Origin of the sequence: Lentihominibacter hominis, assembly GCF_014385065.1 — a bacterium.
GTDB classification, from domain to species: domain Bacteria; phylum Bacillota; class Clostridia; order Peptostreptococcales; family Anaerovoracaceae; genus Lentihominibacter; species Lentihominibacter hominis.
Map to the genome: position 1 here is coordinate 23,555 of NZ_JACRTA010000001.1, position 23,647 is coordinate 47,201.

The 23,647-nt window shown below is 41.1% G+C and carries 26 protein-coding genes; 5 read left to right on the forward strand and 21 right to left on the reverse strand.

Going from position 1 to position 23,647, the window contains the following annotated elements:
* Position 1: 1 nt before the first annotated feature.
* The 12 genes from pyrH to H8692_RS00180 form a co-directional block, all read right to left on the reverse strand.
* Positions 2-706, reverse strand: a complete 705-nt coding sequence (gene pyrH, locus H8692_RS00125; RefSeq protein ID WP_177270611.1) for a UMP kinase — start codon at positions 704-706, stop codon at positions 2-4.
* Between the two features lie 229 nt (positions 707-935).
* Entirely contained in the window at positions 936-2,111 is a 1,176-nt protein-coding gene (locus H8692_RS00130) for a hybrid sensor histidine kinase/response regulator (protein WP_187524715.1), read from the reverse strand.
* 153 nt (positions 2,112-2,264) lie between these two features.
* Positions 2,265-2,909: a bifunctional phosphoribosyl-AMP cyclohydrolase/phosphoribosyl-ATP diphosphatase HisIE gene (gene hisIE, locus H8692_RS00135; protein ID WP_187524716.1), complete on the reverse strand. Its 645-nt coding sequence runs from the start codon at positions 2,907-2,909 to the stop codon at positions 2,265-2,267.
* 1 nt (position 2,910) lies between these two features.
* Positions 2,911-3,666, reverse strand: a complete 756-nt coding sequence (gene hisF, locus H8692_RS00140) for an imidazole glycerol phosphate synthase subunit HisF (protein ID WP_177270617.1) — start codon at positions 3,664-3,666, stop codon at positions 2,911-2,913.
* Positions 3,667-3,689: 23 nt separating this feature from the next.
* Entirely contained in the window at positions 3,690-4,400 is a 711-nt protein-coding gene (hisA, locus tag H8692_RS00145) for a 1-(5-phosphoribosyl)-5-[(5-phosphoribosylamino)methylideneamino]imidazole-4-carboxamide isomerase (RefSeq protein ID WP_177270619.1), read from the reverse strand.
* A gap of 6 nt (positions 4,401-4,406) precedes the next feature.
* On the reverse strand, positions 4,407-5,027 hold the full coding sequence (hisH, locus tag H8692_RS00150; protein ID WP_177270621.1) for an imidazole glycerol phosphate synthase subunit HisH: 621 nt from the start codon (positions 5,025-5,027) through the stop codon (positions 4,407-4,409).
* On the reverse strand, positions 5,027-5,614 hold the full coding sequence (gene hisB / locus H8692_RS00155) for an imidazoleglycerol-phosphate dehydratase HisB (RefSeq protein ID WP_177270622.1): 588 nt from the start codon (positions 5,612-5,614) through the stop codon (positions 5,027-5,029). Before hisB ends, hisH begins: the two co-directional genes overlap by 1 nt.
* A gap of 33 nt (positions 5,615-5,647) precedes the next feature.
* Positions 5,648-6,709, reverse strand: a complete 1,062-nt coding sequence (gene hisC / locus H8692_RS00160; RefSeq protein ID WP_187524717.1) for a histidinol-phosphate transaminase — start codon at positions 6,707-6,709, stop codon at positions 5,648-5,650.
* On the reverse strand, positions 6,706-7,344 hold the full coding sequence (hisG, locus tag H8692_RS00165) for an ATP phosphoribosyltransferase (protein WP_243206864.1): 639 nt from the start codon (positions 7,342-7,344) through the stop codon (positions 6,706-6,708). Before hisG ends, hisC begins: the two co-directional genes overlap by 4 nt.
* Positions 7,341-8,465, reverse strand: coding sequence for an ATP phosphoribosyltransferase regulatory subunit (locus tag H8692_RS00170; RefSeq protein WP_187524718.1), 1,125 nt, complete (start codon positions 8,463-8,465; stop codon positions 7,341-7,343). The genes hisG and H8692_RS00170 overlap by 4 nt, the downstream gene beginning before the upstream one ends.
* Positions 8,466-8,653: 188 nt before the next feature.
* Positions 8,654-9,415, reverse strand: a complete 762-nt coding sequence (larB, locus tag H8692_RS00175; protein ID WP_177270637.1) for a nickel pincer cofactor biosynthesis protein LarB — start codon at positions 9,413-9,415, stop codon at positions 8,654-8,656.
* A 17-nt stretch (positions 9,416-9,432) separates the two neighbouring features.
* A complete protein-coding gene (locus tag H8692_RS00180) occupies positions 9,433-9,984 on the reverse strand; it encodes a 5-formyltetrahydrofolate cyclo-ligase (protein ID WP_177270639.1) in 552 nt (183 codons plus the stop codon).
* Positions 9,985-10,087: 103 nt separating this feature from the next.
* Here H8692_RS00180 and scfA point away from each other — a divergent pair, with 103 nt between their 5' ends.
* Together scfA and scfB are read left to right on the forward strand one after the other, a co-directional pair.
* Positions 10,088-10,234, forward strand: a complete 147-nt coding sequence (gene scfA / locus H8692_RS00185; protein WP_177270641.1) for a six-cysteine ranthipeptide SCIFF — start codon at positions 10,088-10,090, stop codon at positions 10,232-10,234.
* A gap of 107 nt (positions 10,235-10,341) precedes the next feature.
* Positions 10,342-11,715 (forward strand): thioether cross-link-forming SCIFF peptide maturase, encoded by a 1,374-nt coding sequence (scfB, locus tag H8692_RS00190; protein WP_177270643.1) that lies wholly within the window; start codon positions 10,342-10,344, stop codon positions 11,713-11,715.
* 95 nt (positions 11,716-11,810) lie between these two features.
* Here scfB and H8692_RS00195 read toward each other — a convergent pair whose 3' ends face one another.
* The 6 genes from H8692_RS00195 to H8692_RS00220 all read right to left on the reverse strand — a co-directional run bounded on the left by H8692_RS00195 (position 11,811) and on the right by H8692_RS00220 (position 16,720).
* Entirely contained in the window at positions 11,811-12,389 is a 579-nt protein-coding gene (locus tag H8692_RS00195; protein WP_177270645.1) for a hypothetical protein, read from the reverse strand.
* Positions 12,386-13,234 carry an NAD(+) diphosphatase gene (gene nudC, locus H8692_RS00200; protein ID WP_177270647.1) on the reverse strand — a complete coding sequence of 283 codons (849 nt, stop codon included), beginning with the start codon at positions 13,232-13,234 and terminating at the stop codon, positions 12,386-12,388. The genes H8692_RS00195 and nudC overlap by 4 nt, the downstream gene beginning before the upstream one ends.
* The gene (locus H8692_RS00205) at positions 13,231-13,539 is read right to left on the reverse strand and encodes a hypothetical protein (protein WP_177270649.1); all 309 of its coding nucleotides are present in this window, start codon (positions 13,537-13,539) and stop codon (positions 13,231-13,233) included. Before H8692_RS00205 ends, nudC begins: the two co-directional genes overlap by 4 nt.
* Positions 13,540-13,651: 112 nt before the next feature.
* Positions 13,652-14,725 carry an electron transfer flavoprotein subunit alpha/FixB family protein gene (locus H8692_RS00210; protein WP_177270651.1) on the reverse strand — a complete coding sequence of 358 codons (1,074 nt, stop codon included), beginning with the start codon at positions 14,723-14,725 and terminating at the stop codon, positions 13,652-13,654.
* 18 nt (positions 14,726-14,743) lie between these two features.
* Positions 14,744-15,529 carry an electron transfer flavoprotein subunit beta/FixA family protein gene (locus H8692_RS00215; RefSeq protein ID WP_177270653.1) on the reverse strand — a complete coding sequence of 262 codons (786 nt, stop codon included), beginning with the start codon at positions 15,527-15,529 and terminating at the stop codon, positions 14,744-14,746.
* A gap of 24 nt (positions 15,530-15,553) precedes the next feature.
* Positions 15,554-16,720: an acyl-CoA dehydrogenase family protein gene (locus H8692_RS00220; protein ID WP_177270655.1), complete on the reverse strand. Its 1,167-nt coding sequence runs from the start codon at positions 16,718-16,720 to the stop codon at positions 15,554-15,556.
* A gap of 237 nt (positions 16,721-16,957) precedes the next feature.
* Between H8692_RS00220 and H8692_RS00225 the strand changes: the two genes are divergently transcribed.
* On the forward strand, positions 16,958-17,734 hold the full coding sequence (locus H8692_RS00225; protein ID WP_177270657.1) for an enoyl-CoA hydratase-related protein: 777 nt from the start codon (positions 16,958-16,960) through the stop codon (positions 17,732-17,734).
* A 39-nt stretch (positions 17,735-17,773) separates the two neighbouring features.
* On the forward strand, positions 17,774-18,562 hold the full coding sequence (locus H8692_RS00230) for an HAD family hydrolase (protein WP_187524719.1): 789 nt from the start codon (positions 17,774-17,776) through the stop codon (positions 18,560-18,562).
* A 98-nt stretch (positions 18,563-18,660) separates the two neighbouring features.
* On the opposite strand, the gene H8692_RS00235 is transcribed toward H8692_RS00230, so the two are convergent.
* From H8692_RS00235 to H8692_RS00245, 3 genes are all read right to left on the reverse strand, one after another.
* On the reverse strand, positions 18,661-18,957 hold the full coding sequence (locus tag H8692_RS00235) for a putative quinol monooxygenase (RefSeq protein WP_177270661.1): 297 nt from the start codon (positions 18,955-18,957) through the stop codon (positions 18,661-18,663).
* 83 nt (positions 18,958-19,040) lie between these two features.
* Positions 19,041-20,738 (reverse strand): amidohydrolase, encoded by a 1,698-nt coding sequence (locus tag H8692_RS00240; protein WP_177270663.1) that lies wholly within the window; start codon positions 20,736-20,738, stop codon positions 19,041-19,043.
* Between the two features lie 11 nt (positions 20,739-20,749).
* The gene (locus H8692_RS00245; protein ID WP_187524720.1) at positions 20,750-22,387 is read right to left on the reverse strand and encodes an APC family permease; all 1,638 of its coding nucleotides are present in this window, start codon (positions 22,385-22,387) and stop codon (positions 20,750-20,752) included.
* A 192-nt stretch (positions 22,388-22,579) separates the two neighbouring features.
* Between H8692_RS00245 and H8692_RS00250 the strand changes: the two genes are divergently transcribed.
* Complete coding sequence (locus H8692_RS00250; protein ID WP_177270669.1) at positions 22,580-23,524, forward strand: AraC family transcriptional regulator; 945 nt, start codon at positions 22,580-22,582, stop codon at positions 23,522-23,524.
* The last annotated feature ends 123 nt before the right edge of the window (positions 23,525-23,647 follow it).

The following is a 23,647-nucleotide window of genomic DNA, read 5'->3' on the forward strand; positions in this document are numbered from 1 at the left end:
ATTAACGAACGATGGTTCCGATCTTTTCTCCGCATACAGCCTTCATGACATTGCCCTCATCTGCCAGAGCAAAAACATGTATGGCTATGTTGTTGTCTCTGCAAAGAGATGCCGCTGTAGAATCCATTACCTTGAGATCCTTTTCGAGAACTTCTCTGTGAGTAAGGCTTTCATATCTTACTGCATCAGGATTTATCTCAGGATCATCTGAATATACCGCATCTACTTTTTTAGCCAGCAATATCACTTCAGCGTCAATTTCAGCCGCTCTTAAAGCAGCAGTTGTATCCGTAGAAAAAAACGGATTTCCTGTCCCGGCTCCAAATATCACTACTTTGCCATGATCAAGATGACTCATAGCCTTTCTTCTTACGTATGGCTCCGCCACCTCACGCATCTCTATGGCAGACTGAACTCTCGTAGGTATGCCTTCGGCTTCAAAAGAATCCTGAAGTGCCATGGCATTCATAACCGTAGCCAGCATTCCCATATAATCAGCTGTTGCTCTGTCCATGCTTTTGCTGGTCCTGCCTCTCCAGAAGTTTCCTCCTCCCACTACTACAGCAACCTGTACGCCCATCTGCGTTACTTCTTTTACCTGAAGAGCGACTTTTTTTAGCATGTCTTCATTGATGCCAAAATGATCGTCACCGGCTAAGGCTTCTCCGCTGATCTTAAGCAGCACTCGTTTATATTTTGCCTCCATTGTTGACTCCTTAATATGGATTTTATAATTGGTGGGATTATTATACCATAAATTATATACCTATGCCACATTAATAGTATAAAAGTGGTATAGGCAGCCATGACATATTATAACTTTATATCCTCTTAAAAAATCGGAGTATTCTAACACAATCTTCTTGTAAGCATACGGAAATATCAAAAGCCAATATCTCCCCATACGATAAAAAGGCCCTTAGGCCTTTTCTTGTCTACTTATCCTCTATCCATGATTTCAGCATATTCTCGAGACATTCCATCTTGAGAGGTTTCGTAAGATACCCATCCATTCCTACTTTCTTTGCTTTATCTCTGTCTTCCGAAAAAACATTGGCAGTCATGGCTATAATGGGAATGTCATTATCAGAACGGTTCAATCCCCGGATCATAAGCGTTGCCTGGTATCCGTTCATTATAGGCATATCTATATCCATGAGTATGGCCTTATAAAACCCCTCCTCAGATTCCATAAACAAATCTATCGCCATCTCTCCATCGTCGGCAGCTTCAACTTCATAATCCAGATCTTCAAGATATGTAACGAGCACTTCTCTGTTATCAATCTTATCCTCAGCAACCAGAATGATTTTCTTATTTCTGAGACGCTGCAGTTCCTGAAGTTTAAAAGATTCCAGATCTATCACTTCTTTTGTTCCCTCAACAGTTTTAAAATCAAGATCAACAGTTACTTTAGTCCCCATGCCTTCAGTGCTTTTAATAGTTATTCGTCCGTTCATAGCTTCCACTATCTTTTTAACTATAGCCATACCAAGACCCGATCCGCTTATATTATTAACACGCGTATCATCCCCACGGACAAAAGGTTCGAATATCCTCTCAAGAAATTCCTCAGACATACCCATTCCATTGTCCTGACATACAAAATTATATGTCACTGTATCAACGCTTTCATTTTTAAGCTCTGTTATTTTGATTTCAGCAAAACCTCCCTGAGGAGTATACTTTATCGCATTCGTACCCAGATTTATCATTATCTGCATTATATGACTGTAATCACCTATAATCTGTCTGTTGACAACTTCCTTATCGGATATGCGGAAAATTATATTCTTCTGAGCGGCCAGAGGTTCGAGCATATTTTTTATTTCTTTTGTAAGTTCCTCTATGTTAAATTCTTTTTCTTTTATGAGAGTTTTGCCCTGCTCTATTTTGGTGATGTCAAGTACTTTATTGACCAACTGAGTGATATGATCGCCCGCCTTACTTATCTTGTAAAGACATGATTCCACTTTCTCTTTGTCATCAATGTGATTTCTCGCTATATCGCACATACCCACTATGACATTCAGCGGAGTTCTGATTTCATGTGACATACTTGATAAAAATTCGGTTTTAGCTTTGTTTGCCTTTTCAGCTTCATTCTTCATATAGATCCCCCTGTGTCAGCTTTCTCTGTAAAAAGCCACAAATATTTACAACACATATTTTATCTGGTACGCCGAAATATCTACAGGGGATTTAATCGACATACTATACCATATTATCATATAATATTCTATATTTAGACATCTTTCGACAAATTATTTCATTCTTTCCTGCTTTATTTTGTGATCTATAACATGTCTTTTTGAAAGTTCAGACGTTATATCTTTCAATGTTATACCTTGTTCAACCATCATCACCATTAAATGATACGCCAAATCAGCCACCTCATATATAGTTTCTTCTTTATCGTTTTTAGCTCCGGCTATAATGACTTCTGTAGATTCCTCGCCTACTTTTTTTAAAATCTTATCCATTCCTTTGCTAAAAAGATATGTAGTATAGCTGCCTTCCTTGGGTTCGGTTTTTCTTCCGGCTATCATCTGATAGAGAGATTCATAAGAAAACGGTGTCTCATCTTTTCCTACATACTCTATATTGAAAAAACAGCTTTCAGCACCCGTATGGCATGCCGGACCGCTTTTTATAACCTCTACCACAAGGGCGTCTCTGTCACAGTCCGATGTTATGGATACTACTTTCTGTCTGTTTCCGCTGGACTCTCCTTTTCTCCAAAGCTGCTGCCTGCTTCTACTGAAAAAGCAGGTATAGCCTTCATCCATGGTTATCTCAAGGGAATCCCTGTTCATGTACGCCACAGTCAGCACCTGCTTAGTATAATAATCCTGTACTACAGCGGGAATCAACCCTTTTTCATCAAATTTAATTTTATCCATATCCATATTATAATCTGACCTCCACACCTTGACTTTTCAGATAACTTTTCAAATCTGATATTCTTATTTCTTTATAATGAAATATGCTGGCAGCAAGACCTGCATCCATTCCCTTATGTTTAAACAGATCAGAAAAATCTTCCATCTTTCCCGCGCCTCCTGAAGCTATTATGGGAACATTAACTCTTGCAGCTATCTCACTCTGCAATTCAAGATCGAATCCGCCCTTTACACCATCTGTATCTATACTGTTGACCACAAGCTCTCCGGCGCCTCGCTCCACACCGTCCTTTGCCCACTGCAAAGCGTCTACGCCTGTGTTTTCCCTACCGCCTTTGGCAAACAGTTTAAAATCTCCGTCAACTCTCTTTATATCCATGCTGAGGACCACACACTGGTCTCCGTACTTTTTTGCCGCTCTTTCTATAATATCCGGATTCTTTATCGCTCCGCTGTTGACGCTGACTTTGTCAGCTCCGCATTTTAACACTCGGTCAAAATCCTCCAGCGTATTTATACCGCCTCCCACCGTCAAAGGGATGAAAATTTCAGAAGCAACCCTCTTCAGTATATCTGTAAACAGACCACGCTCTTCAACGCTGGCCGTTATATCATAAAATACCAGCTCGTCAGCTCCTTCTCTATTATAAAATCTGGCCATTTCCACAGGATCCGAAACGTCCTGTATACCTTCAAAATTCTTTCCTTTTACTACCCTGCCGTTTCTCACGTCCAGACACGGTATGATTCTCTTGGTAATCATAATCTCGCCTTTCTTTTTCCCATCTATATGGCAAGCTTCACTGCTCTTTCAAGGTCCAGCTTACCGCTGTAGATGGCCTTGCCAAGAATTGCCGCAGCCACCACATCCTTTAAAGCCTTTATCTCATCCTCAAAGCTTATTCCTCCCGAAGCCACGATTTCAAGCCCCTCTATGAGGCTCAGCCTCTCATATGCTTCAAAATTGGTACCCTTAAGACCTCCATCCCTTGATATATCCGTGTATATTACCGTTTTCACGCCGATGTCGCGAAGATATTCACAAAATTCAAAGCTCTTGGTATCGGTAATCTCTTTCCAGCCGTTTACTGCAACATATCCGTCAAGAGCATCCACTCCCACTGCGATTTTATCGCCGTACTTTTTTACCATTGCCTTTAAGAATTCTGGCTCTTTAACTGCGACTGTGCCTAATATTACTCTGCCCACTCCCAAGTCGAGATACTGTGCTATACGCTCCTCGTCTCTTATTCCTCCGCCGACCTCCACAAACATATCCACCTTCTCGGTAATGGCCTTTATAGTGTCAAAGTTAACCAGCTTCCCGTCCTTTGCGCCGTCAAGGTCCACAAGATGAAGGCAGTCCGCTCCCTTCTTCTTAAAGTCCTCGGCCACCTTTACCGGGTCGTCGCTGTAAACCGTCATCTGATCGTAATCGCCCTGAAACAGTCTTACAGCCATACCGTCTCTCAAATCTATTGCCGGAAAAATCTTCATTATTAACTATACCTCCATAAATGCTTTCAAGATGTTAAGCCCCACTTCTCCGCTCTTTTCCGGGTGAAACTGAGTTCCGTAAACCTTACCGTTTCTCACAGCTCCCGTTATCCTTATACCGTACATGGACGAGGCTATTATGCTTTCTTCACAGTCCTTTCCGTAAAAGCTGTGAACGTAGTAAACACAGTCGCCCTGCTTGATATATTTAAACAGCGGCTCATCTGACTCAAAGCTGAGAGCGTTCCAGCCTATATGAGGTACCTTAAGCCCTTCTATTCCCTCAGCTTTCAGGTCTTCATCTATTGGCGCTATGACTCCCTTTATGAGTCCGAGGCCTTCATGTACTCCATATTCACGGCTCTCCTGAAAAAGCAGCTGCATTCCTAAGCATATTCCAAGAAGGGGCTTTCCCTTTGCCGTCTCATTAACGATGGTTTCCACCAGACCTGTATCACGAAGCTTTGCGATGGCATCCTCAAAAGCTCCCACTCCCGGCAGTATTATCCTGTCAGCCGCTTCAATATCTTCTTTTTTACCGGTAACTACAGCCTCAGCTCCCAGATACCTGAGCGAAGCCGTCAGAGAAAACAGATTCCCTACACCGTAATCTATTATAGCTATCATTACAAAACTCCTTTTGTGGACGGTATCTCATCGGCATATTCATCTTCTATGGCGCAGGCTGCCCTAAGAGCCCTGCCCATTCCTTTAAACACCGCCTCTATTATGTGATGGGTATTTTCCCCTGCCAGCATTTTAACGTGTATTGTCAGTCCCATTTCCCGTGCAAAGGCCTCTATAAACTCCTTTACAAGCTCCGTATCAAAATCGCCTACCTTCTGTGCAGGAATCTGCACATCAAAATTGACGCAGCTTCTGCCGCTTATATCTACAGCGCAGAGTATCAGAGCCTCGTCCATAGGCAGCAACATACTGCCGTATCTGTATATGCCTCTCTTATCTCCCAGAGACTCTTTAAAAGCGCTTCCCATAGCTATGCCTATGTCTTCCACCGTATGATGATAGTCCACCTCCGTATCGCCGTTGCAGTCCACCGCTATATCGAATCTCCCGTGCCTTGTGAATAGCTCCAGCATATGATTGAGAAAGCCGCAGCCCGTATTTATCTCATATGCTCCTGTTCCGTCTATTTCCAGAGCCAAGACAATCTTTGTCTCTTTTGTATCTCTGACGATTTTCTTTCTTCTCACTTTCCTATCTCCTTCTGCGCAGCATGTGCCCGGTCAGCCCAGTATCTTTCTTGTGGCCTGAACTAAAACATTCATCTCCTCAGGCGTTCCTATAGTTATTCTAACATAATTACAAATCTTTTTATCCTTAAAATGTCTAACTATTATATTATATTTTCGCAGTCTGTCAAAGTACTCTTCTCCTGATATTGCGTGACTGGATGCAAATACAAAGTTTGCCTTGGATGGGAGAATGCGAAATCCCAAACTTTCCATGTCTTTAACGAATTCCTCCCTGGTGTCCATTATTTTTCTTCTCGTCTCCTCAAAGTACCTTCTGTCTTTCATGGCTTCTGCTCCTGCCAAAATAGAAAGGCGATTCAAATTATAAGGATTAAAACTGAATTTTATCCTGTTCATATCAGCAATTAATTTTTCGTTTCCCATGGCGATTCCCACTCTGGCTCCGGCCAGACTCCTTGACTTGGAAAGAGTCTGAACAACCATCAGGTTATCGTATCTTTCTATGAAGGATACGACGCTTTCTGCTCCGAAGTCAACATATGCTTCATCTATTACCACCAGATTTTCTCTGTTATGTATCAGTATTTCCTCTATCTGCGCGGAAGACAGCGCCATACCCGTAGGAGCATTGGGATTGGTTATTACTATAGTACCGTCAGCTCCAAAGTAATCCTGCGGTCTTACAGAAAAGTCATCTGCCAGAGGCACCTCTACACCTTCTGCCTTAAATATATCACAGTATACGGGATAAAAGCTGTAGCTGATCTGGGGATAATATATTTTCCCTGACCTTCCCTGAAATGCCATAAATATAAATGCGAGAATCTCATCGGAACCGTTGCCTGCCATTACCTGCTCCCGTCTTATGCCATAATAATCAGCTACCGCTGCCGTCAGGATCGATGCGTCCGGATCGGAATAAAGCTTCAGATCATTTATTTCATGGCTGTTTATGAGCTTTGACACGGCTGGCGCAGGCACGTAAGGGTTCTCATTGGTATTGAGCTTTATCAGTCTGCCTGTAGCCTTTGGCTGCTCGCCCGGTGTATATGGTTTAAGTGTTTCAAATTTGCGGCTTAAAAATCTGCTCATTTTACCTGTTCTCCCAATTTACTAAGCATATTGCTTATAATCTCATTCTCGAATTTAAAGCTTGTTTCATTGGCGATAAATCTGGCGCTGATATCCTTAAATTCTTCCAGCACACTTAAGTGATTTTCTCTTAAGGTATTACCTGTCTCCACTATATCCACAATAACATCTGAAAGACCTAATATAGGTGCCAGCTCTATACTTCCGTTAAGCTTTATTATCTCTATATCTCTGTTTCTGCCGCTGTAAAAATCCTTGGCTATATTGACGTACTTTGTAGCCACTCTAAGAGTTCTGTCAGGATCCTCAACGTATCCGTCGGGGGCAGCCACCGCCATTCTGCACTTTCCTATTTTAAGGTCCAGCAATTCGTATACGTTTGACTGATTTTCAAGGAGTATATCTTTGCCCACTATTCCTATATCAGCTGCTCTGTGCTCCACATAAATAGCCACATCGCTGGGCTTTACGAGAAGATATCTTACGTTCTTCTCAGGACTTTCAAACACCAGCTTTCTGTTCTGTTCATAATATCCCGGGCAGTCATATCCTATGGAAGCCAGCATATCGTACACCTTGTCTCCCAGTCTACCTTTGGGCAGCGCAATATTCAACATATGTATATCTCCTTTCATCGAGTCTGCATTTCCGCAGCATCCACAAATTTTCCTTCTTTAAGCTCATACCTATATCTATATCTCAGGCACGGCGGCTCTGCAGTTTCAGCTCTCACTGAGAAGCCTTCCTTCTGCAGGTTTCTTACAGACTTTATAACATTTGTCAGTTCTTCATCTTCATGGTAAATAAGCAGCACATCCACATCGTATTGTGAAGCCGGAATCTTTCCTTTAGTTAATTCATCCAAATATATTGCAAAACCTACGGCTCCGGCATCCTTTCCGAAAATAGCCATAGCCTTGTCATACTGACCGCCTGCCAGCACGCATCCCGGAAGATCTCTGATATACCCTCTGAACACTATACCATTGTAATAATCTATATCATTTACCATGGAAAGATCTATCTGTATATTCTTAGCATACCCCAGACTCTTGAGGACACTGCAGTACTCCTGAAGCTCATCAAGGTCATTGAGCATACTGTCATTTAAAGCCATAGCCTTCGCCTTTTTTATGGTCTTTCCCATTTCACCGTAAAGGAACGGAATCTTCCTCAATACATCCGAATGCCTTTCATCCAGTCCGGCCTTTAAAATCACCTGCTCTATACCTGTTACGTTTTTCTGTCTTATACTGTTGAGCAGTTCCATATACATTCCCTCATCAAGCTTCAGCTCTTTGAGAAAATCTATAGTGTAGTGCATATGTGAGATTTCAAGAAGGTAATCAAAATCTATGGTCTTAAGAGATTTTGCCGCAAGAGTTATTACTTCCAGCACGCTGTACTTATCTATCTTGCCCATATATTCAAGACCCATCTGATTTATCTCTTTAAAACAGTGGTTTTCCCTGTTTTCCCTGTATACGTTCTCTATGTAGTAAAGTTTTTCGCTCTTTTCTCTTGTGGCTCTTGTGTTGTTGATTACGCTCAGCGTAACGTCGGGCTTCATGGCAAGAAGTCTGCCGTCCAAATCCGTAAACGTAAGCACCTTGTCTCCGATAAGAAAATCCCTGTTGGTAGCATAGAGAGAATATTCTTCGAATTTACTTATCTTATATTTCTTATATCCATATTTTTCATAGAGACCCCGAAGCTCCAGTGTTGCCCTTTCGTCAGGTTTCAAATTGTATTTCATGTCCGTTCCTCCCAAGATCCATAGCTATTTTACAAGCTTTGCTTTATCAAATTAAAGTTTTATATCGTTATCACTTTATAAGTATATATCAAAATTATAAAAAAGTCCAGTATAATTGTAAAAAAAAGGCTGTCTCACTAAAGACAGAAACCTTCTAAAAATCATTTGTTTTTATTATATAAATAAATTTATCTTTTTCTGTTTATCACAGATGCAAGATATGCAGCACCAAATCCATTATCTATATTAACAACTCCTACACCATTGGCACAGCTGTTGAGCATTGACAGAAGCGCCGCCAAACCTCCCAGATTTGATCCATATCCTATACTGGTAGGCACAGCAATAACCGGAGCATCGACAAGGCCGCCGACAACACTGGCAAGAGCCCCCTCCATCCCGGCCACAACTATTACAACATCTGCTTTTTTTATGATATCCAGTTTGGCAAAAAGTCTGTGTATACCTGCTACTCCCACATCATATATTCTATCAACGCGATTTCCCAGTATCTCCGCTGTAACAGCTGCTTCTTCGGCGACAGGAATATCAGCAGTTCCCGCTGTAACTACAGAAACGGTTTTAAAGCTGTCTAATTCACTATCTCTGCCATCCTCATCCATCACGGCTATTATACGAGCAGTTTCAAAATACCGAGCCTTAGGAATAATTTTGATTACTTCATCAAAATCTTCTCTATCTGCTCTTGTACCCATAATATTGCCTCCGTTTTTAACAAGCTCAGACATTATACAGCCTATTTGTCCAGGAGTTTTTCCCTGACAGAAAACTACCTCCGGAAATCCCGTACGCAATGCCCTGTGATTGTCTATACTTGCAAAGCCCATATCCTTAAAGGGCATTTCCTTTAGCTGTTCATATGCATCATCTACACTGACATTTCCGTTTTTCACCTGTTTTAACAATTTTCTTATATATATATCATTCATCGCTTTATCCTAACCTTTTACACTATTACTCTGTCCTGACTTACAATAATATCAGGTTTTACATCATGAGCTTCTGCCGGAAGTTCATTTACAATCTGAAAATCATAACATACAGCCAAAGTTTTGCACCCGGGATGCCTTTCCAGAAAAATATCGTAGTATCCACCTCCGTACCCAATGCGGTCCCGCGCCTTTGAAAATACTGCTCCCGGCATAATTATAAGCGCGCTCTCGACATGATTCAGCTTTTCTTCCGAAATGGGCTCAAGGATGCCGAAGGATCCTTTTTTTAAGCTATCACCCACATTATACCGGTAAAAATCCATACTTCCTTCATCTACCCTTGGAAGCCATAAACGCTTCCCTTCGCCTGTGGCTTCATTCACAAGATAGGTAACATCCACTTCACTTCTTATAGGCATATAGAGACATATATCCTCAGCGCTTTTATAGACCTGCGAATTCACCACTGTTCGGCAAACGATCTGAGAATACTGTTTCACCTTGTTCTGGCTCATTGATTTTCTTATTTTCAGTATATCTTTTCTTATCTCATCTTTGCTTTTCATAATCATATCTTATCAAACTTTCATACGCTTTACAATCCATACGAAATATGATATCATGACTGATAGTAATAAAACAACTATTAACAGAAAGGTGGAACCACAAGTGAAGAGAATAAAAACATTAGTATCACGTGATCTTGAAAAATCTGCTAAAACAGGCGGCTGTGGCGAATGCCAGACTTCATGTCAGTCAGCAAGCAAGACTTCCTGCAGTGTTGCTAATCAGCAGTGCGAAAAGCATAAGAACTAACATAGATACTGTAACACACTGATATTAACCGCTGCATCTTTAAGTAGATGCAGCTATTTTCTTGTTGCTGCCAAAACACCTTCTGCACATATACGAAAGGAATACACATGGTTCATCAATATAAATTAAATGGATATAATATAGTTCTCGATTCAGAGAGCGGCTCCATACATACGGTAGATGATGTCGCCTATGACGTCATAGAGCTGTATCAGAATACTCCCAAGGATGACATAGCAGCTGTTATAGCCAAGCGCCACGGAATATCCGCTGAGGAAGTGGAAGAGATAATACAAGACATAGAGGAATTAAAAAAAGACCGCAAACTCTTTACAAAAGATATTTTCTCAGGACAAGCCGATCTTTTTAAAGAAAGACAGTCTGTAGTAAAAGCCATCTGCCTTCACGTGGCTCACGGCTGCAATATGACCTGCGGATACTGCTTTGCCGGCGACGGCGAATACCATGGACCTCAGGCATTGATGAGCTATGAAGTGGGAAAACGCGCCCTTGACTGGCTCATAGAAAATTCCGGTACACGACGCAATCTGGAAGTCGACTTTTTCGGAGGAGAACCTCTCCTGAATTTTGATGTTGTAAAAAAATTAGTCGCATACGGGAGACAGCAGGAAAAAGAACACAACAAGAATTTTCGTTTTACACTTACAACAAACGGAGTTCTGCTTGATGACGAGGTCATTGACTTTGCCAACAAGGAAATGAGCAACGTGGTCATCAGTCTCGACGGAAGAAAAGATATCAACGATAATATGAGAAAAACCCGTGGGGGAAAAGGCACTTACGACATGATTCTCCCTGCCTTTAAAAAGCTTGCCGAGTCCAGAAACCAGCAGGACTACTATATGCGCGGCACATATACTCACTATAACACGGACTTTACAAACGACATTCTCCATATGGCAGACCTGGGTTTCAAGGAGCTTTCCATTGAGCCGGTTGTTGCCCCGGACGACGCTCCCTATGCACTGAAGGAATCCGATATGCCCAAGCTTCTTTCGGAATACGAGCGTCTGGCATGCGAAATACTTGACCGCAAAAGAGAGGGCAAGGGACGTAACTTTAATTTCTACCATTATATGATAGACCTTACAGGAGGACCTTGTATCGTAAAACGTATATCCGGATGCGGCGTGGGCACAGAATACGTGGCCGTTACTCCTTCGGGAGACCTGTATCCCTGCCACCAGTTTGTGGGAGACGAAAAGTTTCTCTTAGGCAATATATATGACGGCATAACCAACGACTCTGTATGTCACCAGTTTAAAAGCTGCAACATATATTCCCACGAGGAATGCGCAGACTGCTTCGCCAAGCTTTACTGCAGCGGAGGCTGCGCCGCCAACGCCTATCACACCACAGGCTCCATAACCGGAGTATATGATATGGGATGCCGGCTTCATAAAAAGAGAATAGAGTGCGCCATCATGCTGAAGGTTGCGGAAATGTCAGAGAATCTGTAAATAATAAAAAGAGCGGAAATTAGATTGATATTTTCTGCTCTTTTTACTATCCAATAAAATCTTACAGCGTTTTTCGTATACATATTTATCGCTTATCATAACCTCTCAAACTCAACTTTATATGCTCCCAATATCTTCCGGCATGGTATTTTCATTTCTTCCATAAATGGATCTGTCCACTGAAACTCACAATCACAATATTCCTTAAAGCCATCTATGACTTCTGACGCTGCGAAAATATATTTTTTACTATCTTCTTCCCAGAAAAAACATCCATCATTGTCATCTTCAGCAGGACAGCCGCCAACTATACCTACTCCTGTATATTCTATAGCAAGAAAAGGTGCAGTAAACTTTATAGTATCTTTCTTTTCAACCGTATCATTGCCGTCATTTTTTTCTCTTTTGTATCTGTCAACATTTTGATAGGAAATAGACATCCCAGTACTGTCCCAAGTTCTCAGATTAAGCCAGCCTCTTTTTCCCCTCGCTACTACAGGCGTATTGAACTCTATACGAACCATCTCATCTTCAGCTTCTGAACCAAGATTTTCTTTTCTTATCTCTATATTAATTCTCAATACAGGCCTCAGAGATTCAAATTCATCATAAAGAAGTTTTTTTATCTTATCATGTTCAACCTCATAAGCCATAACAAACTGCTTCACTCTCATACTTTTACCCCTTTCCTAAACGCTTCAATCATCGCCGCTGTTATACTTATATCCGAATCTTGAGGAGGAATCTCATCTCTTGACAGCCACACAGCCTCTGACAATTCGTTTTCATCAAGATAAATATTATCTTTTCCATCCAGTTTAACGAAAAATCCTGAAATAACAGAATCCGAAAACCCCCATGGCTGGCTTCCAAAGTAAGAGATATCTTTTACTCTAAGTCCCACTTCTTCCATAACCTCTCGCTCCAAGGCACCCTCTAAGGATTCGCCAATCTCCACAAATCCGGCAATCAGCGCCAAGCCTTTATATTCCCGGCCGGCATATCTTGTTACAAGCAGCCTGTCACCGTCTGTAACTGCAGCCATGATAACAGGAGAAATGCGAGGATATTGAACATTTCCGCACTGAGGGCATACCGTAGCTCTTTCAGTGTCCGATAATTCAAGTCTGCTCCCACAGCTTCCGCAAAAGCGATGCTCTCCATACCAGTGATTAAGGTGGCTTGCGGTAACAGCTGCAAATGCAAGCCAATCCTCCTTAGCATCATTTAACTTCCTCAGCTCTATGTATTCCATTCCTGCAGGAAGCTCCTTGTCTGCATTGCCATCTTGAAGCATGAGAAATATAGGTTTATCGTCGACGGAAAAGGCATACACAGCGTACTTTTGCACCTGCTCAAACAAAGAGGCTATGCTGCTCATATCAGGCAGCTCCATACCTTCTTCATCGATAGATGCGAGAACCTTTCCTTCGCAGAAAACAAAGACTTTGTCTGTAGGACGCGGTTCTGCATTTCTAAAAGCATTATCCAGCTTATGAGGGGTTATATCCTGTATCATACACTGTCCTCCTCAAAGCTATCCTTTATATGTTCTTCAACTATAGACAGAATTTCTTTCATTCCCTCTGTACATTCCCAATCATCGAGTATATAATGCTTGACAACATCATATATCCACTCTTTGTAGTATGATATAGCTGCCGCCTTATCCATGCCCTTTTCCTTAAGTTCACGTATATCCGCCACCGAATATTCCACCTGTATTTTACAGCGTCTCTTTTCTTTCCCTTCAGTAACATCGTACACATTGACACTACACCTATTGTAAAAAGGCTCTTCCGGGATCAATTTTATCTTATGCACATTCTCACCTCATATATTAAGGCCACTCACAAAAAGAGGCTGTGCCCGATGATTGATTTCATCTGGACACATCCTCTTAGATTCAACTTATATATTTTGATTAAATATCAAATTAGTTGTTTTCAGCCTTGTACTTGTCAAGAGCTTCTACCAGCTTAGGTATGATAACCTTAACATCGCCAACGATTCCTAAGTCAGATACTTCAAAGATAGCTGCAGTATCGTTCTTATTGATAGCGATTACGCATTCTGAGTTTTCCATACCTGCAATATGCTGGATAGCACCTGAAATACCACAAGCCATGTAAAGCTCAGGTCTAACTGTCTTACCAGTCTGACCAACCTGTCTGTCTCTTTCAATCCAGCCGGCGTCAACGTTTGCTCTTGATGATGAAATTTCTCCACCCAGTAAGTCAGCAACCTTCTTAAGTTCCTGATAGAATTCAGGAGAACCGATACCTCTTCCGCCTGATACCAGAACTTTAGCTTCTGTAATATCAACAGCCTTCTTAGTATCTTTAACAACTTCCTTAATGTCTACGTTCATATCAGCAGCAGTAAATTCAACTTTGAATTCTTCAACAGTCCCCTGCTTTCCAGCCTGTGGAGCGATCTTCTTCATTACTCCAGGTCTTACTGTAGCCATCTGAGGTCTGTAGTCAGCACATCTGATAGTCGCCATTACGTTACCACCGAATGCAGGTCTTGTCATCTTCAATGTCTTGTCGTCCATTCCCAGTCTCTTTTCGATTGAAGCTGTATCTGCAGTTGAAGTAGCATGTAAGAAATCAAAATACTTATTCATATCTATATCCAAGTGAGTACAGTCAGCTGTCAGACCAGTATGTACTCTTGCAGCTACTCTTGGAGCAAGGTCTCTACCAATTGAAGTTGCACCGAACAGTACGATGTTAGGATCATAGTTCTTTATTACAGCAGTTAATGCCTTGGCATATGGCTCTGTAACATATTCAGCAAGCATAGGATCTTCTACAACGATTACTCCGTCTGCACCTGCTTCGATCAGTTCCTGTGACTTATCTTTAATTTTGTCACCCATAAGAACCGCGTATACTTTTTCATTAAGGTCAGCAGCTAATACTGTTGCTTCGCCAAGTAACTCAAAAGTAACTTTAGCGATTTCACCGTCTCTCTGCTCCGCTATTACATATAAATCTTTGCTCATTTTCAAGAAACCTCCCCACTAAATAATGTGTCTTTCTTCCATCTTAGCTATGATTGCAGCTACCGCTTCGTCAGGGCTTACGTCTAACTTAGTTCCTGCACCCTTAGCCATCTTACCGAATGAAGTTACTACTTTTGTAGGTGAACCGTTCAGTCCGATGTGATCCGGGTTCAGACCATCTTTAAGATCGTCAAATCCCCATACAGTGATATCTTTGTCATAAGCGTCGATGATTCCGCCTGCATGCATGTATCTTGGCTCAGCCAATTCCTGCAGTGCTGTAAGCAGGCAAGGAGTCTTAATATCGATCATATGATGTCTGTCTTCATACTGTCTTCTTACAGTTAATACGTCTCCGTTTGGTTCGATTTCTTCAGCATATGAAATCTGAGGAATTCCAAGGTTTTCAGCAATCTGAGGTCCTACCTGAGCAGTATCACCGTCGATTGCCTGTCTTCCTGTGATTACAAGATCATAACCGATCTTCTTAAGAGCAGTTGAGATGATGATTGCTGTTGCACAAGTATCTGATCCACCGAATTCTCTTGCTGAAAGCAGATAAGCGTCATCGCATCCCATTGCCAGTGCTTCTCTAAGTGCTACATCAGCCTGAGGAGGTCCCATGCAAACTACTGTTACAGTTCCGCCTACTTTTTCTCTAAGCTGAAGAGCTGCTTCTATACCTGATTTATCATCGTGATTGATGATGCTTGGAACACCATCTCTGATAAGTCTGTTAGTCTTAGGATCCAGTTTTACTTCGTTTGTGTCCGGAACCTGCTTTATGCATACTACTATTTTCATCGTTATTCTTCTCCCTTCACACTACTACTTTAATTTCATTGATCCTGAAATTACCATCTTCATAACTTCTGATGTTCCTTCGTATATCTCTGTGATCTTAGCATCTCTCAATGCTCTTTCTACAGGATATTCTCTGCAGTATCCGTAACCGCCCATGAGCTGTACAGCTTCTCTGCACACCTGGTTAGCAACGTCTGAAGCGAATAACTTAGCCATAGCTGCCGCAGGACCATAGTTTTCACCGGCATCTTTAATGCATGCAGCTCTCCAAGTAAGGAGTCTTGCAGCATCGATCTTAGTCTGCATATCAGCTAATTTGAACTGAGTTGTCTGGAATGCAGCGATAGGTCTTCCGAACTGCTTTCTTTCCTTTACATACTCAACAGCTTCGTTGAGAGCACCCTGAGCAAGACCTACAGACTGTGCAGCAATACCGATTCTTCCGCCATCGAGAGCCTTCATTGCAATCTTGAAGCCCTGGCCTTCTTTACCGAGTCTGTTAGCAGCTGGTACTCTTACGTTTTCATATGAAACTTCGCAGTTTGATGCTGCTCTGATACCCATTCTCTTGATATTGTCACTTACTGTTACTCCAGGTGTTCTGTTGCCGTCATCATCCTTAAGAGGTACAACAAATGCTGAAATTCCTCTTGTTCCTGCTGTCTTATCAGTCAGAGCAAATACTACGCAAGTATCGGCAAATCCTGAGTTAGTTGTAAATATCTTACCACCGTTAATGATATATTCGTCTGTAGCTTCGTCATATACAGCCTGTGTCTGCTGTCCTGCTGCATCAGATCCTGCGTTAGGCTCTGTAAGTCCGTAGCATCCTGTCTTTGAACCGTCGATCAAAGGTCTTAAGAACTTCTGCTTCTGTTCTTCAGTACCGAATGAGTCGATACATGAGCAGCAAAGTGATGTATGTACTGAAATAGTGATTCCTGTACTTCCGTCCATCTTTGATACTTCTTCCATGCAAAGAGCATAGCTGAGGTAATCTCCGCCTACTCCACCGTATTCCTTTGAGTAAGGAATACCCATAAGTCCGTATTTGTGCATCTTTGCAAGCAGTTCCATGCTGTAAACTTCTGTTTCATCCATTTCTTCTGCCAATGGTTTAACTTCATTTTCTGCAAATCTGCGATACATTTCCTGCTGAAGCAAATGTGTCTTTGATAATTTAAAGTCCATTGTTTATCCTCCTAAACTCTCCATTTAAATTTTGCTTACAATCACTTACTTATTTTATGTCAAATCACAACTTGTGTCAAGTCGCATTCAATAGGTATTATATTATGTTTTTTGATTTATGTCCATATTTATTTTAAAGATTTTTCTTACTCATTGACAAACGGATATTTGGGCACTAATATGAATATAAATTATCATTAATGCAGATATATATAGTGTAAGAAAGGATGGAAAATTATGTTTGAAACTCTGAGGTATGAAGTAAAAAATAGTATCGCTTATGTCACTGTTGACAGACCGGAGGCATTGAATGCCATTTCTACGAAAGTCCTTACGGAACTTCAATCTGCATTTGAACAGATAACTGATGACAGCCAGGTAAAGGCCGTTATTCTGACAGGTGCCGGTAAAGCGTTCGTAGCCGGAGCCGATATAGAACAGATGTCAAAGCTTACAGGCGTCGAAGGTCACGAAATGATAAGATACGGATCAAAAGTTATGAATTATATAGAATCCGTAGACAAACCTGTGATCGCGGCAGTCAATGGATTCGCGCTGGGAGGCGGCTGTGAACTTGCCATGGCATGTGATATACGTATTGCTTCTGAAAAAGCTCAATTCGGACAGCCGGAAGTTAATCTGGGTATTATACCGGGCTTTGGAGGTACGCAGAGACTGCCGAGGCTTGTGGGCAAAGGCATGGCAAAATATATGATACTGACCGGAGAATATATCAAAGCAGACGAAGCTTTAAGATTAGGTCTTGTAGAAAAAGTGGTTCCCCATGATGAACTTATCCCCACATGCGAAAAACTGGCAGAAACAATCATGAGCAAAGCTCCTATCGCCACTGCAACGGCAAAACATGTTATAAACAGCGGCATTATGCTTGATGTACCTACAGGAGTCGCACTGGAAAGTGAAGCTTTCACTGTACCGTTCTGCTCAGAAGACAGAGTTGAAGGCATGAAAGCATTCCTGGAAAAAAGAAAAGCTGAATTTAAAAACAAATAAGCATACGTTCTTTAATATACAGCAACCTACGGAGGAATTATGACTACAGAAGACATCAAATTAGTAGCAATTGATATGGACGGCACATTGCTTGACAGTCAGAAAAAAATGCCGGAAGATTTCATTCCATGGGTACAGAGTCATCCGGAAATCAAAACAGTTATTGCCAGCGGTCGGCAATACTACACTCTGGAACACGATATGTTCCCCATAAAGGATTCCCTGATATTTATCGCAGAAAACGGCGGACTGGTCTTCGAAAAAGGCAAAACAATATATCGAAACGTAATGAGGAAAAAAGATATATCCGACTGTCTCAGCCTCATATCACAAGTCCCCGGTGCTACACCCATATTATGCGGAACAAACTCAGCTTACCTGAAAGAACCTGATGAACAAGTAAAAAAAGGAGCTCTCATATACTATTTCAGACATAATTTTGTAAAAGATATGCTGCATATCATATCTGAAGATCAAATAGTAAAAATAGCGGTTTATTTCAAAGATAAATCAGCAGAAGCATCCATAAAATATTTCAGCAATGTGAATGCGTCTTTGGATGTGGTTATATCGGGTGACAGTTGGATAGATATATCCAACTCCTCGGTAAACAAAGGAAATGCTATTAAAGCCATACAGGATAAATATGGGATCACACCCGATCAGTCTATGGCCTTCGGAGATTATTTCAACGATATGGAAATGCTGCAAAATTGTACGGAAAGTTACTGTATGGAAAACGGTCATCCTACTGTAAAGGCCACAGCAAAACACATAGCCCAATCCAACGATGACAATGGCGTTATGAAAGTACTGAATACTCTTTAATATAAAAAACGTATACAGCAGACAACTTAAAAACAAGTTAAATCTTACATAAATAATAACTCCGCAGATATTAAATTCCACGGAGTTATTATTTCATTTTATCTGCAATATTGATCTTCCACCAAAATATCCGTATCTACATCATACTTTTCTTTTATGGCAGAAAGCTCAAGATAGTGAGGCTGACTGAGATGAACCTTCTGCGCTTCCCTGCTGCTCCATTGCTCCCATAAAAACATCATATCGTCTGAATCGGCATGATAAAAAAATTCATACCTGATACATCCTTCTTCCCGTCTCGTTTTTTCCGCCGCAAGACATGCTTTCACTTCTTTATAAAATTCATCCCTTGCTTTTTTCCCTGTGAATTTGTATGTAACATAAAAATTGGTCATTTTGTTTCCTCCGGATTTCCTATGTTATTTGGTTCTTGCTATGCGCATGATATCACTTTAGGAAAGATTTGGCAACTAAATAATCATAAAAACGAAACTTCTTTTATCTCTTGTTTCCTACCTTCGAAAAATATCATTTCCGGACTGACTGTTTTAATCTCAAAAGGATCAGTATCAAATATATCTTTGTTCAAAACTATAAGATTAGCAAGTTTGCCTTCCTCTATAGTACCGATCTTATCTGACAATCTCATTCTTAATGCATTATTATATGTATATCCTTTCAAAAGCTGGTTTAACGTAAGCCTTGCTTCAAGAGGTGGTCTCACACTTCCCGGATACTTTTTTTCATCCAGCGGAAGCTCTATATCAACCCTTGTCATAGACGTCTGCATTCCAAAATACGGATCTCCTCTCTCTGCTTCTCCATAACTAAACAGGTCGCTCGAAAAGCCTACTGTACCTCCTTCACGAATTATCTCCGTGAAATCATACATAGTTTCCCATCTTCGGCGCCCCAAATATTCTATGGCGTTTTCTCCGAAATAGCCTCCTGACCAGTGAGCAGTCCAATCTATGAATATACCCAGCTCTGCCACACGTTTCATATCATCGGGATGTATCAGCTCACAGTGAGCCAGTGTAACATATATACCCCATTTTTCACCGCAGATCTTCTTGGCGTTTTCCACCGCATTGCAGCATGTTCTGAAAGCCCTGTCACAAACTACATGAATATGAATATCTATTCCTTCATCATTGAGCTTCAAAAGAACACTTGTCAGCTCTTCCTCGGATGCAGTCATGCTGCCGTAGTTTTCTCCTGAACCATCATTTTCAAAAGGTTCAAGGCTGGCGCTGTCACCCATCTCATTAGTCCCATCCATAAAAAACTTTACGGTATTTATGTGAATATGCTCTGTAGTATATTTATCACTCCATTCACGTACCGTAGATATGGCCTCCTCTGCCTGTTCACAGTCTTCCATAAGAACCGTCGCTTCATAAAACATATTCAATCTGCCCTCTTTATCCATATCGTAAAAGGTGCGAATAGCTTCTTCTCCTTCGGTAAATCCATCCATGATACACATAATACCTTTGCTCTTAAGAAAATCAAGAAACGGAGATACGGCATCCTCTTCTGTACCTGTAGGAGGATGCCAATTTATTGCTTCATAGATACCTGTATCGCCGTCGGGACTGCCCTCCAGCACCCAGCCGGTAGGCTCGCCGTTCTTATCTTTGACTACCTCTGCCTCCCCGGCAGGACTTGCTATATGTATTCCCCCATCTTCATCTTTTAACATATCTATAGCTACGGAATTATACCAACATGCATGATCCGTAAAATCCTGTATCCTCGCAGGTCTGTCAGGAAAAATCTTATCAAGATCTTCCTTCCGCGGGCCATCATTTCCGAAGGTCTCAGCATAATACCCTTCTCCGAAAAAATAAGGCACTTTCTCTTTTGGATTTTTTTCTGCATATTCTTTTATGGTTTCCATGAGCCTCTCTTTTTCCAAATAAAGGGGCATTCTGATATGCCATATGGTCTTAGCCACAGTTGTCGGATGTGTATGACCATCTATGAGGCCCGGGATCACTGTTTTCTGGTCAAGGTCTATAATCTGTGTTCCGGGCCCTGCCAATTCATCGCATGCTCCTAAGCCTCCGACACATACTATTTTCTTTCCGCTCACAGCGACTTCAGATGCCCAAAGAGCTTTTTCATTTTGTGTAAATATTCTTCCGTTTTTTAATATCATATCTGCTTTCATATTATCTCTCCTTATCTCGCAGGATCTTTTTTAATCCCTATAAGCAAAAGTAATGTTCCGGCTGCAGTTCCGACTGCTCCGCCGACTCTTGCCACATTTATCATCGCAGCAAAATCACTTATAAGCCCGCTTTCGTACATCTCAAGATAATATTCAGGTCCCCATGAGCCTTCATACCACTGGAGAAAAAAGCTACCTGCCAGAGCATATACGCCAAAAGACAGAATAAATACCCCAAATCTTGTAATATCTCCCTTGGCAAATTTCGTTTTGGGATTTATAGGATATTTTTGTGAATCTATCTTGTAAAGACCTCCGTAAATAAGCTTAAATACGATGTACGCTGCGAGCCCCGACCCTATAGATACAAAACCGAGAAGAAAATATTCCGTTCCGTTTACAAGGAGGGCTATCACTGCAATAATCATAGGTACAAAGGCATACAGCTTGACTTTAATATTCCCTCCTCTGATATACCAGCAGTCCCTGCTGTCAACCGGATATTTCTTTCTTATGATGAGCAGCGCTATTCCAAGCACCACATATATCATAAGAGCCAGAGGTCCTACGATTACAAGCAATGTAGAAAAGTCAAAATTCATCATTACGGCAGTAAACACTCCCAGAAGAAGTATGGAAAGAACAGGTACTCCCCTCTTTTTGCTTACCTTTACAAGAAACTTAGGACACAGCCTGTCATCAGCCATTACAAAAAATCCTCTTGAGCCGGCAGCTATGTAAGAATTAAAAATTGCTGCCTGAGAAAGTATTGCTATTACAAGAAATGCTACTCCCCATCCGTATCCCAAGAATTCTGTAAGAACATCTCCGTATCCTATGCCATCAGTTCCCCATTCATCCCATCGTCCCAATGATACTAATCCCGCAATAGTAGGAAGTATATAGCTTGCTGCTATCATAGGCATCGCTATTCTGAATCCTTTAGGAATAACCTCCGGATTCTCTATTTCTCCTGCCATATTGGATACACATTCATATCCGCAATACATCCAAACCACAATGCAAATGCTGCCGCCCAAAGAATCAATTACTGACTGCCCCTCGGGAGTTACCGGAAGTATCGGATTATACTGCCAGTTAGCAAAGCCCACTACAGTAACTGCTGCAAATCCGATAAGAATACACACAGATAATAAGGTGCTTATAGCGCCCACCTCTTTAAGTCCCATGAGATTTATTACGACAAAGAATACTACAATAGCAAGCTTTACTGTAAAAGATACAAAAGGGTCATTTAACGCCGGTATAAACTTTGAGCTGTAGTTTACTATCAGGACTACGTAAGTAGCTGATGAAAGGTATATGGAAACAGTTCCCCACCAACCCATACAAAATCCCCAGAATTCGCCAAGGGCCTCTTTTACCCATACGTATATGCCTCCCTCTGACGGCATCAGGGCAGAAAGCTCTGACACAATCTGGCTTATGGGATGCGCCCATACTACTGCGAACACCATAAGCATTATAACAGTCAGCCCCGGTCCGCTACCGGGAAGCATATCCTCTATTCCGAATGCCCCTGCGGCCACAAGGCAAAATAGAAGGAACGCTATCTGTATAGACTTCATCTTGTGCTTTTTCAGACCTGCTACACCGTCCGGTCTCGACACCCTTTTAATATCATCCATAATCAATCACCTCCATAATTAATAATTTTTTGAAAATTCCGCTTATAAATCCATTATGTTTCAAAATAACAATTTGCTCTATAGTCGTTTTTTATAAAAAAATTATAATAATAACTAAAATTCGACTGTTGGAAAGCCTCAAATTTGACCCTGTCATCAGATTGATATAATATAGATACGAGGTGAATAATCATGAAGATAAGACAAAAGATTATAACATATAAAGATAAGCTTCCTTACAGCATCCAGCTATGCAATATAGCACATGCGGAACCACATTATCACGAACACGAACTGGAACTCATCTACTGCCTTAAAGGTCATGTAGATCTGGTTGCGGGACATCAAAATGTAAGAATAAATAAGGGAGAGATTTTCTCTGTAGACTGTGGCGATATTCATTATATATATTCCGATGAAGATAATCTCACTATTTTGTTTCACCTCGATCTTACCGGTCTTGATATTTCCTGGGAAAAACTCTGTTATATATATTTTGCATGTGAAAGCTGTCATTGCTATCCTTATCAGAAAAAAGCCATGACTTATATAAAAGATATCATTCTGACACTTTCCTATTTTCAGTACAATCACTGCGAAGGTTCCAAAGACCTTGCAAACTCACTAATAAATATTCTTCTTAAGTATTTCAACTGGTTCAATTACGAAAACCAAACCGAACAGATCAACATGGAACTTCACGACAGGTTCTACCGCATACTGGAATACTGTACTAAAAATTACAATAAAAAAATAACAATTTCAAAACTTGCAGAAATGGAGCATATAAATAAAAATTATTTTTCTCAATTCCTCAGCAATACCGTTTTCATGACATTCAGAGATATGATCCAGTACAGTCGCTGTTATAAAGCCGAGCAGCTCTTGCTGCTGACGGATTTACCTGTATCGGAGATATCGTATTCCTGCGGATTCTCCGACAGTAAATATTTCTATTCATCATTTAAAAAATGGTGGAAAAGCACTCCTTCACAGCACAGAGCCAGATACGCCGAATATATGAATACGTCTGAGGAAATATCTTTTGTCTGCGATACGTCTGCCTGTGAACTTCTTCAATGGCACATAACCCAATGGCATACAGAAAAAACTTTATTCTCTCATCATACGGTTTGAATTTTAAAATTTTTGTTAACATCTTGACATATTTCCCTCAACAAATTAAAATAAACTTATGAGTACATAAAAAACTCGTCGGTATCGTATTTATATACGTATCATATGACGAGTTTTTATTAC

Coding starts and splice junctions, on each gene's coding strand:
- H8692_RS00180 (WP_177270639.1), bottom strand. CDS start 9,984: ATGAAAAGCAAAGATGAGATAAGAAAAGATATACTGAAAATAAGAAAA.
- H8692_RS00245 (WP_187524720.1), bottom strand. CDS start 22,387: ATGGATGATATTAAAAGGGTGTCGAGACCGGACGGTGTAGCAGGTCTG.
- hisG (WP_243206864.1), bottom strand. CDS start 7,344: ATGAAAGGAGATATACATATGTTGAATATTGCGCTGCCCAAAGGTAGA.
- hisA (WP_177270619.1), bottom strand. CDS start 4,400: ATGAAGATTTTTCCGGCAATAGATTTGAGAGACGGTATGGCTGTAAGA.
- H8692_RS00195 (WP_177270645.1), bottom strand. CDS start 12,389: ATGAGAGTGAAGCAGTTTGTTATGGCTTATGAGGTTGAACATGATAAG.
- larB (WP_177270637.1), bottom strand. CDS start 9,415: ATGAATGATATATATATAAGAAAATTGTTAAAACAGGTGAAAAACGGA.
- hisH (WP_177270621.1), bottom strand. CDS start 5,027: ATGATAGCTATAATAGATTACGGTGTAGGGAATCTGTTTTCTCTGACG.
- H8692_RS00170 (WP_187524718.1), bottom strand. CDS start 8,465: ATGAAATACAATTTGAAACCTGACGAAAGGGCAACACTGGAGCTTCGG.
- H8692_RS00240 (WP_177270663.1), bottom strand. CDS start 20,738: ATGAAAGCAGATATGATATTAAAAAACGGAAGAATATTTACACAAAAT.
- hisC (WP_187524717.1), bottom strand. CDS start 6,709: ATGAGCAGATTTTTAAGCCGCAAATTTGAAACACTTAAACCATATACA.
- H8692_RS00250 (WP_177270669.1), top strand. CDS start 22,580: ATGAAGATAAGACAAAAGATTATAACATATAAAGATAAGCTTCCTTAC.
- H8692_RS00130 (WP_187524715.1), bottom strand. CDS start 2,111: ATGAAGAATGAAGCTGAAAAGGCAAACAAAGCTAAAACCGAATTTTTA.
- H8692_RS00225 (WP_177270657.1), top strand. CDS start 16,958: ATGTTTGAAACTCTGAGGTATGAAGTAAAAAATAGTATCGCTTATGTC.
- H8692_RS00235 (WP_177270661.1), bottom strand. CDS start 18,957: ATGACCAATTTTTATGTTACATACAAATTCACAGGGAAAAAAGCAAGG.
- hisF (WP_177270617.1), bottom strand. CDS start 3,666: ATGATTACCAAGAGAATCATACCGTGTCTGGACGTGAGAAACGGCAGG.
- scfB (WP_177270643.1), top strand. CDS start 10,342: ATGGTTCATCAATATAAATTAAATGGATATAATATAGTTCTCGATTCA.
- H8692_RS00215 (WP_177270653.1), bottom strand. CDS start 15,529: ATGAAAATAGTAGTATGCATAAAGCAGGTTCCGGACACAAACGAAGTA.
- H8692_RS00220 (WP_177270655.1), bottom strand. CDS start 16,720: ATGGACTTTAAATTATCAAAGACACATTTGCTTCAGCAGGAAATGTAT.
- pyrH (WP_177270611.1), bottom strand. CDS start 706: ATGGAGGCAAAATATAAACGAGTGCTGCTTAAGATCAGCGGAGAAGCC.
- H8692_RS00230 (WP_187524719.1), top strand. CDS start 17,774: ATGACTACAGAAGACATCAAATTAGTAGCAATTGATATGGACGGCACA.
- nudC (WP_177270647.1), bottom strand. CDS start 13,234: ATGATACAGGATATAACCCCTCATAAGCTGGATAATGCTTTTAGAAAT.
- H8692_RS00210 (WP_177270651.1), bottom strand. CDS start 14,725: ATGAGCAAAGATTTATATGTAATAGCGGAGCAGAGAGACGGTGAAATC.
- hisIE (WP_187524716.1), bottom strand. CDS start 2,909: ATGGATATGGATAAAATTAAATTTGATGAAAAAGGGTTGATTCCCGCT.